The organism is Candidatus Blastococcus massiliensis AP3 (genome assembly GCF_000582785.1).
Taxonomy (GTDB): domain Bacteria; phylum Actinomycetota; class Actinomycetes; order Mycobacteriales; family Geodermatophilaceae; genus Blastococcus; species Blastococcus massiliensis.
This window is the reverse complement of sequence record NZ_HG931173.1, coordinates 1,098,846-1,108,464: the sequence shown is the minus strand read 5'-3', so window position 1 is coordinate 1,108,464 and position 9,619 is coordinate 1,098,846. Positions and strand designations below refer to the sequence as shown.

General features: G+C 75.0%; 10 protein-coding genes. 6 read left to right on the top strand and 4 right to left on the bottom strand.

Annotation, left to right across the window (positions count from 1 at the left end; genetic code table 11):
- Positions 1-334: 334 nt before the first annotated feature.
- From BN344_RS05465 to BN344_RS05455, 3 genes are read right to left on the bottom strand one after another with little or no spacing between them, the layout of a single operon-like run.
- Complete coding sequence (locus tag BN344_RS05465; protein WP_081788376.1) at positions 335-1,456, bottom strand: DNA recombination protein RmuC; 1,122 nt, start codon at positions 1,454-1,456, stop codon at positions 335-337.
- A gap of 37 nt (positions 1,457-1,493) precedes the next feature.
- Positions 1,494-2,030, bottom strand: coding sequence for a methylated-DNA--[protein]-cysteine S-methyltransferase (locus BN344_RS05460; RefSeq protein ID WP_040337278.1), 537 nt, complete (start codon positions 2,028-2,030; stop codon positions 1,494-1,496).
- Positions 2,030-3,556, bottom strand: coding sequence for an AlkA N-terminal domain-containing protein (locus tag BN344_RS05455; RefSeq protein WP_040337277.1), 1,527 nt, complete (start codon positions 3,554-3,556; stop codon positions 2,030-2,032). Before BN344_RS05455 ends, BN344_RS05460 begins: the two co-directional genes overlap by 1 nt.
- 10 nt (positions 3,557-3,566) lie before the next feature.
- On the opposite strand from BN344_RS05455, the gene BN344_RS05450 reads away from it, so the two are divergent.
- The 6 genes from BN344_RS05450 to BN344_RS05425 all read left to right on the top strand — a co-directional run bounded on the left by BN344_RS05450 (position 3,567) and on the right by BN344_RS05425 (position 9,215).
- A complete protein-coding gene (locus BN344_RS05450) occupies positions 3,567-4,115 on the top strand; it encodes an MmcQ/YjbR family DNA-binding protein (protein WP_197022234.1) in 549 nt (182 codons plus the stop codon).
- 90 nt (positions 4,116-4,205) lie between these two features.
- Positions 4,206-5,147: an ABC transporter ATP-binding protein gene (locus tag BN344_RS05445; RefSeq protein ID WP_051515570.1), complete on the top strand. Its 942-nt coding sequence runs from the start codon at positions 4,206-4,208 to the stop codon at positions 5,145-5,147.
- On the top strand, positions 5,144-5,980 hold the full coding sequence (locus BN344_RS05440; RefSeq protein WP_040337276.1) for an ABC transporter permease: 837 nt from the start codon (positions 5,144-5,146) through the stop codon (positions 5,978-5,980). Before BN344_RS05445 ends, BN344_RS05440 begins: the two co-directional genes overlap by 4 nt.
- A complete protein-coding gene (locus BN344_RS05435) occupies positions 5,977-7,221 on the top strand; it encodes a sensor histidine kinase (RefSeq protein WP_040337275.1) in 1,245 nt (414 codons plus the stop codon). Before BN344_RS05440 ends, BN344_RS05435 begins: the two co-directional genes overlap by 4 nt.
- Entirely contained in the window at positions 7,218-7,877 is a 660-nt protein-coding gene (locus BN344_RS05430) for a response regulator (RefSeq protein WP_040337274.1), read from the top strand. The genes BN344_RS05435 and BN344_RS05430 overlap by 4 nt, the downstream gene beginning before the upstream one ends.
- Before the next feature lie 99 nt (positions 7,878-7,976).
- Positions 7,977-9,215, top strand: a complete 1,239-nt coding sequence (locus BN344_RS05425) for an HNH endonuclease signature motif containing protein (RefSeq protein WP_051515569.1) — start codon at positions 7,977-7,979, stop codon at positions 9,213-9,215.
- Positions 9,216-9,229: 14 nt separating this feature from the next.
- Here the strand turns inward: BN344_RS05425 and BN344_RS05420 are convergent, their stop codons facing one another.
- A complete protein-coding gene (locus BN344_RS05420; protein WP_040337272.1) occupies positions 9,230-9,589 on the bottom strand; it encodes a cupin domain-containing protein in 360 nt (119 codons plus the stop codon).
- Positions 9,590-9,619 lie beyond the last annotated feature (30 nt).

Genomic DNA, 9,619 nt, shown 5'->3' with positions numbered 1-9,619 from the left:
GGGCCGGCCGCGCGGCGGCACGGCGGGGCGCACGGGGCGGCCGCTGCGGTCGTGGCCGACCGGGCGGTCGTCCCGGGGCATCCGCGACCCGGGGAACGACCGGTCGGAGTAGGCCCCGCCCTGCCGCCATGCGTCGGCTGTACTCGCCGAGGTCATGGCACACCTCCGTTCCACCGCGGTCGGGCCCGGACGGCCGTCTCCCGATGCTCACGGTAGCGAGCGCGAAGGCAACAGCGGCGGAAGACGAGGCCGCGTCGCGCCTCTCGCTGTGTGCGGTTGGCGACGCAGGGTGAGCAGTGGGACTGGCGGGGTGGGGTGGACCCAGGGGGCGCCCTCAGCCGTGGGTGCCGCTCCGCTCCTCGTGCTCGTGCCGGCGCAGCGGGTCGAACCGGTCCTCCCCGTCGACCAGGACGCCGTCGGAGTCGTCCGCCGGCTCCGGCCGCAGGGTGCGCACCGTCGCCTCGAGCGGTGTGGGGGTGGGCACCGGCTGCTCGGCGACCCCGAGGTCGTCGAAGCGACGTGCGGCGGTGAGCACGGAGCGCTCGTAGGAGCCCACCGTCTCGTTGAACCTCGCCATGGTCGAGCCGAGGGCCGAGCCGAGCCGGGTGAGGTGGCCCGACAGGGTCGAGAGCCGGGCGTGCAGGCGGCGCCCCACCTCGAGCACCTGGTCGGCGTCCCGCGCGAGCCGTTCCTGCCGCCACGAGTACGCCACCGTGCGGAGCAGGGCCAGCAGGGTGCTCGGGGTCGCGAGCACCACGTCCCGGGTGAAGCCGTACTCGAGCAGGCCGGGCTCGGCTTCGAGCGCGGTGATGAGGAAGCCGTCGGAGGGGACGAACAGGACGGTGAACGGCGCCGCCGGCCGGAACGCGGTGGGGTAGCGGCGGGCCGCCAGCGCGTCGACGTGGGTGCGCAGCTGCCGGGCGTGCATCGCCACCCGCTGGTCGCGGACGGCCTGGTCGGTGGCCTGCACCGCCTCGATGTAGCCGGTGAAGGGCACCTTGGCGTCGACGACCACCTGCCGGCAGTCGGCAAGGGTGACGACGAGGTCGGGGCGCACGCCGGCGCCCTCGTCGTTGCTGCCCGCGGGCTGCTCCACGAAGTCGCAGTGCTCGAGCAGGCCGGCCAGCTCGACCACCCGACGCAGCTGCACCTCGCCCCACCGGCCGCGGACGTGGGGCGTGCGCAGCGCGGTGACCAGGGCGGCCGTCTCCTGCCTCAGCTGGGCGGAGGTCTGGTTCACGGTGCCGACCTGCTCGCGCAGCTCCCCGTGGGCGGTGGCGCGGGCACGCTCCATCCCGGCCAGCAGCCGGTGGAGGTGGTCGAGGGACTCGTGCACCGGCTCGAGTCCGGTGTCGGCGGGGCTCCGGCGGCCGCGTACGGCCACGGCCCCGAGCGTGGCTGCGGTGGCCAGCAGCGCACCCAGGAGGAGCCCGAGCAACAGGGAAGCGGCGTCCATGCCCGGCAGGGTGCCCGACGGGTCCGACAGTTCCGGATCAGGCGGCGGCGACCGGCGCGTGCAGCGCCTCGTGCTCCAGGAGCTGGCGCTTGACCGCCGTCCCCCAGCGGAAGCCGCCGAGGCCGCCGCTCGAGCCCAGTACCCGGTGGCAGGGGACGAACAGGGCGGCGGCGTTCCGCGCGCAGGCGTTGGCCGCCGCGCGGACGGCCGCCGGTCGCCCGCAGCGGGCGGCGAAGCCCGCATAGGTGTCCGGCTCGCCCGCGGGGACGGTGCGCAGCACCTCCCAGGCGTCCTCGAGGAATGGGCCCGAGCGCTGGCGCACCGGCACGTCGTCGATGGCGGTCATGTCGCCGGCGAAGAAGGCCTCGACGGCGTCGAGGACGGGGAGCCGGTCCTCGTGCTCGACCCAGGTGGGGCGCAGGGACCGGTGCACCACGGGCAGGAGTGCGGAGACGTCGTCGGTCCAGCCGCTGGCGAGCACCACGGACCGGCCGTCGGGGGCGTCGGTGACCACGACGGTGAAGGGCCCGGGCGGGGTGGCCACGGTGGCGTACCGGGCGGGGAGTGCGGTCATCAGGCGCTCCGTTCGGAAGGGACCGGCGCGGCGGCCGGGCGGAGTGGGAGAGGAACTGCAGTGGCCGGGCGGGTGAAGAAGGACGGCGCGGCGAGCGCCCACAGGTGCATCACCGCGTAGGAACGCCACGGACGCCAGCGGGTGGCGGCTTCGGCGTCGGTGCTGCCCACGGCGCTCAGGGAGCGGCGCAACGCCAGGTCGCCGGGCAGCCACACGTCGGGGTCGGCCAGACCGCGCAGCGCCACCAGCGCCGCCGTCCAGGGGCCTACGCCGCGGACGGCGAGCAGCGCGCGTCCGGCCTCCTCCCGGTCGGTGCCGGGGTCCAGGGCGAGGCCGCCGTCGGCCAGCGCCGTCGCCAGCGCGTGCACGGTCGCCCGTCGTGCGCCGGTCAGGCCCACGGTCGTGAGGTCGGCCGCGGCGAGTGTCTCGGGGCGGGGGAAGGCGTGCGTGAGCGTGCCGACCGGGGTGGGCAGCGGAACGCCGGCCGCCGTGAGCAGGCGGGCGGTCAGCGTCCGGGCGCCGGCGACCGAGACCTGCTGGCCGAGCACCGCACGCACGGCGAGCTCGGGCCCGTCGGGGGAGCCCGGCACGCGGCGACCGGGAGCGGCGGCCACGAGACGGGCGAGCGCGGGATCGGCGCCGAGGACGTCGTCGACCGCCACGGGGTCGGCGTCCAGGTCGAGCATGCGGCGACAGCGGCTGACCGCGACGCCGAGGTCGCCCAGCCTGCTCAGGCGCAGCCGCGCGGTCACCGCCGCGCTGCCGTCGGGAGCGGGGGAGAGGGAGACGACACCGGGCCCGTGGGGCAGGTCGAGTACCCGCGAGAAGGTGGCCCCGTCCCACTCCTCGAGCCCCGGGACGGCGTGCGCACCGAGGAACAGCAGGACCTCCTCCGCCGTGAACGGCGCCCGGGCGGCCAGTCGCAGGGTCAGCTCGCCGGGAGACCCGGTCGCCGCCCGGGCCGGGATGTGCCGGAGGTCGGTCGGGGTCGCCGCGAAGACCTCGCGGATCGTGTCGTTGAACTGGCGGATGCTGGCGAAGCCGGCGGCGAAGGCGACGTCGGCCATCGGCAGCTCGGTCGTCTCGATGAGCAGCCGGGCGGTCTGCGCCCGCTGGGCGCGGGCCAGGGCCAGGGCGCCGACCCCCAGTTCGGCCACCAGGAGGCGGTGCAGCTGGCGCTCGGAGTAGCCCAGCCGCCGGGCCAGCCCCGGAACGCCGGTGCGCTCGACCTCGCCGTCGGCGAGCAGCCGCATGGCACGGGCGACGACGTCGGCACGGACGTCCCACTCGGGGGAGCCGGGGCTGGCGTCCGGGCGGCACCGGCGGCAGGCGCGGTAGCCGGAGGCCTGGGCGGCCGCCGCGGTGCTGAAGAAGGAGACGTTGGACGGCTTCGGCGTGCGCGCCGGGCAGGAGGGGCGGCAGTAGATGCCGGTGGTCCGGACCGCCGTGAAGAACCAGCCGTCGAACCGGGCGTCGCGGCCGGCGACGGCGCGGTAGCAGCGCTCGTGCTCCAGCGGCGGTGTCATGGCAACGAGCATGACAGCAGGCCGCGTCCTCCTCTGGCGGTTTTCGGACGTCGCCAAGGCGCTGGCCGGCGAGTTCCGGCTGTCGGACCCGTCGTCCACCATGACGGCGCCGCGGGTCCGGCCGCGGGACGGCGGGAGGGACGACGTGGACGATGAACTCCTCGCCGGCGTGCGCGCGGTCGCGCTGGCGCTTCCGGAGGCGTACGAGGAGCCGGCCTGGGTGGGCACGCGGTGGCGGGTCCGGGGCCGGACGTTCGCGCACCTGCTCGACATCGAGGACGGCCGGCCGCAGGCCCACGCGCGGGCCGCCGGCACATCCGGCCCGTGCGAGATCCTCACCTTCCGCTCGTCGGGGCTGGAGCTGGAGACCCTGCGGCGGACCGGCCCGCCGTTCTTCGCCCCGCCGTGGCGCGGCGACGAGGTGGGCCTGCGCCTGGACGACACCGTCGACTGGGAGGAGGTCGCCGAGCTGGTCACCGACACCTACTGCCTCCGGGCGCCGAAGCGACTGGCGGCGGCGGTGGCCCGCCCCGAGGTGGGTCCGGACGGTCCTCCCTGACCGGTGGAGGGCGCGCGTCCACCGGTCGGTGGACGCCGGACCAGCAATTCGGCGGTCCCGGACGGACGCCGGCGCCGACAGGCTCGCTGCATGCACAAGGACTCCCTCCTCCCCACCACTCGCAAGCTCGCGGCGGTACCCGGGAGGGAGCCGCCGGCCGTGCGGGTGCGCGGCCTGGTCAAGCGGTACGCCGGCCGCGCCGTGGTGGACGGGCTCGACCTCGACGTCCGCCGCGGTGAGGTCTTCGCGCTGCTCGGCCCCAACGGCGCGGGCAAGACCACGACCGTCGAGATCCTGGAAGGGCTGCGCTCGCGTGACGGCGGGGACGTCCGCGTCCTCGGCGAGGACCCGGCCACGGGCGCACGGGGGTGGCGCGACCGGATCGGCGTGGTCGGGCAGGCCACCGGCGTGGGCGATGCGCTGACCGTCCGGGAGACGCTCGACCACTTCGGCGTCTACCACGCACTCGCGGAGGACACCGACGCGCTCATCGCCGCGGTCGGCCTGCAGGAAGCGGCCGGCACGCGGGCGGCCCGGCTCTCCGGCGGCCAGCGCCGCCGTCTCGAGGTGGCGCTGAGCATGCAGGGCCGGCCGGAGCTGCTGTTCCTCGACGAGCCGACCACCGGGATGGACCCGGTGGCCCGCCGCCAGTTCTGGGCGGTGCTGGAGGGGCTGCGGGCCGGCGGGACGACGATCCTGCTGACCACCCACTACCTGGACGAGGCCGCGCACCTGGCCGATCGGGTCGGGGTCATCGACGCGGGACGGCTGGTCGACGTCGGCCCTCCGGAGGAGATGGGCGGCGAGCTCCGGCTGCGCTCGACCGTGCGCTGGCGGGAGGACGGCGGCTTCCGGACGGTGGTCACCACCGAGCCCGCGGCCGTGCTGCGCGACCTGCTCGCCGGCGGTCCGCGGGTGGATCTCCCGGACCTCACCGTGACCAGGCCCGGGCTCGAGGAGGTCTACCTGCACCTCGTCGGCGCCTCCCCGGTGTCCGGCGCCGAGCTCACCGCCGACGGAGGCCCGCGATGACCACCACGACCGCACTGCCCGCCGACGTCCGCCCGGCACCGCCGGGCGCACTCCCGATCGGCGTCGCCCGCATCGCGCTGGAGCTGCGGCTCTACCTGCGCGACCCGGGCCAGGTGGTGTTCTCCTTCGCCTATCCGGTGATCATGCTGCTGATCTTCGGCTCGGTGTTCGGTGGCCAGACGACCGGGCCCGGCGTGCGGTTCGAGGACTACTTCCTGGCCGGCATCGCGGCCACCGGGATCATGCTGACCAGCTTCCAGGCCGTCGGCATCGCGATCGCCGAGGAGCGCGAGCGTGGTGACCTCGTCCGGCTCCAGGTGCTCGGGACGCCGCCGTCGTCGTACGTGATCGGCAAGGCCGGCCAGGTCGTGGTGACGACGGCGGCACAGCTGGCGGTCCTGCTGACCGTCGCCTCGCTGGCCTACGACGTGCCGATGCCGGCCGACGCCGGGCGCTGGTTCACGTTCGCATGGGTCGCCGTCCTGGGGATCCTCGCCGGGACGGTGCTCGGGATCGCGGTCTCGCCGTTCGTCGGCAGCGCCCGGGCGGCGTCCGCGGGCATCACCGGCTTCTCCGTCGTCCTGCAGTTCTTCTCCGGCGTTTTCTTCGTCTTCGCGGAGCTGCCGGCCTGGATGCAGCAGGTCGCCGCGGTCTTCCCGCTCAAGTGGCTGACCCAGGGCATGCGCTCGGTCTTCCTGCCGGACAGGGCCGCCGCGGGCGAGGTCGCCGGTTCGTGGGAGCACGGGACCACTGCCCTGGTCCTGGTCGCATGGGTGATCATCGGCGTCATGGTCTGCGTGCGCACGTTCCGCTGGCGGCGGGGCGAGGGATGACGTCGTCGTCGCCCCGGCCCGCCGGGCCCCCCGCCTCGGGGGAGCCCGGCGGGCCGCCGCTGTCCGAGCGGGGCTGGCGCATCACGATCGGCGTCCTGCACGTCGCCTTCGCCGTCCTGTTCGCCGTCGCGGTCGGCAATGTGTTCGTGGTGGACGTCGAGGGGTCACGCCCTCTCCTGCTGGCCGCGCTCGGCGCCTGGGGTCTGGCCTACCTCCTCCTCGGCGGGCCGGCGCTGCTGTCCCGGGACGTCCGCCGGCGCCTCGGCTACCAGGCGGTCATGGTCGCCGCGGTCGCGGTCATCGCGTGGCACGAGCCGTCGCTGCTGTTCCTGATGTTCCTCGCGTACTCCCAGGTCTGGTTCCTGGCCGAGCGGGCCGCCGAAGGGGTGCCGTGGACGTTCGCGCTGGCCGCCGCCGCGACGAGCGGCCCGCTCGTCGACTGGACGCGCGGCGAGGAACCGCTGTGGGGCCCCGGGTCCACCCTGGTCGGGCTGGTTTTCAGCCTGGCCATGGGCATCTGGGTGCACCGCGTCCTGGAGCAGAGCGATCAACGGGCGGCCCTGATCCTCGAGCTGGAGTCCACCCGCGCCGAGCTCGCCGCCCTGCACCACCAGCAGGGCATCGTCGCCGAGCGCGAACGGCTCGCCCGCGAGGTGCACGACACCCTGGCGCAGGGCTACACGAGCATCGTCGTCCTTGCGCAGACCGCCGCCGCTGCGCTGCCGGACGAGCCCGGGGCAGCCGCGGAGCGGCTGGCGGTGATCGAGGAGGTCGCCCGGGAGAACCTCGCGGAGGCGCGGGCGATGGTCGCCGCCTTCGCGCCGGTGGCTCTGGACTCGGCGACTCTCGTCGAGGCGCTGGAGCGACTGGCGGAGCGGTTCGGCCGGGAGACCGGGATCGCCACGCGGGTCGACACGGTCGCGCTGGGTGGCAGCGAGCCCGCGCTGAGCCGGGCGGAGGAGATCGTGCTGCTGCGGGGTGCGCAGGAGGCGCTGGCGAACGTGCGCCGGCACGCCTCGGCGTCGGCCGTGGTCCTGCGGCTCGGCCGGGTCGGCACGGGGGAGGCTGCGCAGGTGTCGGTGCACGTGGAGGACGACGGCGTGGGCTTCGACCCGGCCGCCGTGGCGGGGGTCGGGCTCGCGGGGCTGCGTGACCGCGCGGAGGAGGTCGGCGGTGCCGTCGACGTCAGCTCGGCGCCGGGGGAGGGAACGCGCGTGACGGTCCGGGTGCCGGCTCGATGACGGCGGAAGGCTCCGGCGGGCCGACCGTGCGGGTGCTGGTGGTCGACGACCACCCGGTGGTGCGCGGCGGAGTGGTCGCCTGGCTGGCGGCGCAGGCGGACCTCGACGTGGTGGGCGAGGCCGCGGACGGACTGGAGGCGCTGGCGATGGTCGCGTCGCTGGCGCCGGACGTCGTCCTCATGGACCTGCGTATGCCGCGCATGGACGGCGTGACGGCGACCGAGCGGCTGGCGGCTGCCCACCCCGGCGTGCGGGTGCTCGTGCTCACCACCTACGACACCGACGCCGACATCGTGCGGGCGGTGGAGGCGGGGGCGACCGGCTACCTGCTCAAGGACACCCCGCTGCCCCAGTTGGCCGATGCGGTGCGCGCGGCGGCGCGAGGCGAGACGGTGCTGGCGCCGCCGGTTGCCGCCCGGCTGGTCTCACGGATGCGTGCTCCGGCGGTGGACGCGCCCACGCCGCGTGAGCTCGAGGTGCTGGCCGGCGTCGCCCGCGGTCTGACCAACGCCGAGATCGGGCGGCAGCTGTTCATCGGCGAGGCGACGGTGAAGACGCACCTGCTGCGGGTCTTCGCGAAGCTGGGTGTGGACGACCGGACGCGGGCGGTTCTCGTGGCGGTGGAGCGCGGCTTGCTGCCGGCTCCGGGGAGCTGATCGCCGGTCGGTGTCCAGCCGTTCTTCGGATTTGTGGACGGGCTGCTGACCTGGGGATTCGTGCCCGCACGCGGCCGCTTCCGGCGGTAGGATTCGTACATGTGTTCGACCGACTGCGCGACCCCTGTGGAGTGCCTGGCAGGTGCTCTGCAGGCGCTGGCCGGTCAGGACCTGAAGCCGTTGTTCGGGCCCGCGGTGCTGGAGCGGTGCAGGGCATTGGTGGTCGCCCGGAACCGACTGGGCGCCGAAGTGGCCCGCACGGTCCGGGAGGGTGAGCTCTCCCAGGCTGCCGAGCACGACGGCGCGGCGTCGATGGGCGGGTGGCTGCGCGGGCACCACCGCCTGCCCTCGGGTGCGGCCAACCAGCTGGTGCGCAACGGGCGGGCGCTGGAGCAGCTGCCGGTGCTGGCCGCAGCGGCTGCGGCCGGCGGGGTCAGCCCGGAGGCGGTGTCGGTGATCGCCCCGGTCGCCTCGGCGGAGAACGTGGCCGCCGCGGAAGCGCAGGGCGTGGAGCTGGCCGGGATCGACGCCGCCCTGACCAAGGTGGCGACCACCCGGCCGCACGCGGAGCTGCGGCAGGTGGTCGCCCACTACCTGGCCCGCCTCGATCCGGACGGCCCCGAACCGGACCCGACCGAGTCGCGCAGCCTCAGCATCGGCCGTGACAGCAACGGGATGGTGGTCGGCCGGTTCGTGCTGGACGCGGTCGGTGGGGAGAAGTTGCAGGCAGCGATCGAGTCGATCCTGCAGGCCACCCGCCCCGCCGGTGACCTGCGCACCCGCGCCCAGCAGGCCGGCGACGCGCTCGTGCAGCTGTGCGACAACGCCCTCGCCTCGGGGAACCTGCCGATCCTGCGCGGGCACAAGCCGCACGTGGTGGTGCGCCTCGATCTGGACGACCTGGTCGACCCGCACCCCGGCGCCGGGGCCGCCCGCACCGGATTCGGCGGCATCATCTCCGCCGCCCGCGCCCGCTGGCTGGCCTGCGACGGCAACGTCAGCCGCGTGGTGTTCGGCCCCGACGGGCACCGCCTCGACCTCGGCCGCAGCCACCGCGTCGTGCCCCCCGCGCTGCGCAGAGCCGTGGAGCTGCGGGACGAGCACTGCGTCTTCGCCGGCTGCGACGCCCCGTCCTACTGGTGCGACGTCCACCATCTTCTGCACTGGATCGACGGCGGAGAGACGACGCTGGAGAATTCAGGCCTGCTGTGCGAACGGCACCACACCAAGGTCCACCACGGCTTCCAGATCGTGCGCGACACCGCCGGCCGATGGCACACCTACCGGCCCGACAGCACCGAGATCCAAATCTTCGAACCCTTCCTCGTCCCCGCCTGACCACACGCCCGTCGTCAGACGACGCGGCGTTCGGCGGTGAGCTCGCCGGGGTTGTCGCCGGTGTTCACCGTCGCGCTGGGTTCCACGAGCAGCACCTGCGCGCCGTCGGTGGAGGAGGGCTGGTGCGGCGTCCCTCTCGGGACGACGTAGAGCTGGCCCGGGCCGAGGGTGACGTCGCCGTCGTCCATGCGGATGGTCAGCGACCCGGACAGGACGAGGAAGAACTCGTCGGTCTCCGGGTGGCTGTGCCGGGCGAACTCGCCCTTGGTGTGCACGACGCGCACGTCGTAGTCGTTCAGCATGGCAACGGTGCGCGGCTGCCACGGCTGGTCGAACTGGGCGAGGGCGGCAGAGAGGTCCACGAGGGAGGGCATGGGTGCATCGTGGCCGCTCGCCACGGTTCG

Excerpts from the sequence above, each read along its gene's own strand:
- BN344_RS05465 (WP_081788376.1), bottom strand. The coding sequence starts at position 1,456 with ATGGACGCCGCTTCCCTGTTGCTCGGGCTCCTCCTGGGTGCGCTGCTG.
- BN344_RS05460 (WP_040337278.1), bottom strand. The coding sequence starts at position 2,030 with ATGACCGCACTCCCCGCCCGGTACGCCACCGTGGCCACCCCGCCCGGG.
- BN344_RS05455 (WP_040337277.1), bottom strand. The coding sequence starts at position 3,556 with ATGACACCGCCGCTGGAGCACGAGCGCTGCTACCGCGCCGTCGCCGGC.
- BN344_RS05450 (WP_197022234.1), top strand. The coding sequence starts at position 3,567 with ATGACAGCAGGCCGCGTCCTCCTCTGGCGGTTTTCGGACGTCGCCAAG.
- BN344_RS05445 (WP_051515570.1), top strand. The coding sequence starts at position 4,206 with ATGCACAAGGACTCCCTCCTCCCCACCACTCGCAAGCTCGCGGCGGTA.
- BN344_RS05440 (WP_040337276.1), top strand. The coding sequence starts at position 5,144 with ATGACCACCACGACCGCACTGCCCGCCGACGTCCGCCCGGCACCGCCG.
- BN344_RS05435 (WP_040337275.1), top strand. The coding sequence starts at position 5,977 with ATGACGTCGTCGTCGCCCCGGCCCGCCGGGCCCCCCGCCTCGGGGGAG.
- BN344_RS05430 (WP_040337274.1), top strand. The coding sequence starts at position 7,218 with ATGACGGCGGAAGGCTCCGGCGGGCCGACCGTGCGGGTGCTGGTGGTC.
- BN344_RS05425 (WP_051515569.1), top strand. The coding sequence starts at position 7,977 with ATGTGTTCGACCGACTGCGCGACCCCTGTGGAGTGCCTGGCAGGTGCT.
- BN344_RS05420 (WP_040337272.1), bottom strand. The coding sequence starts at position 9,589 with ATGCCCTCCCTCGTGGACCTCTCTGCCGCCCTCGCCCAGTTCGACCAG.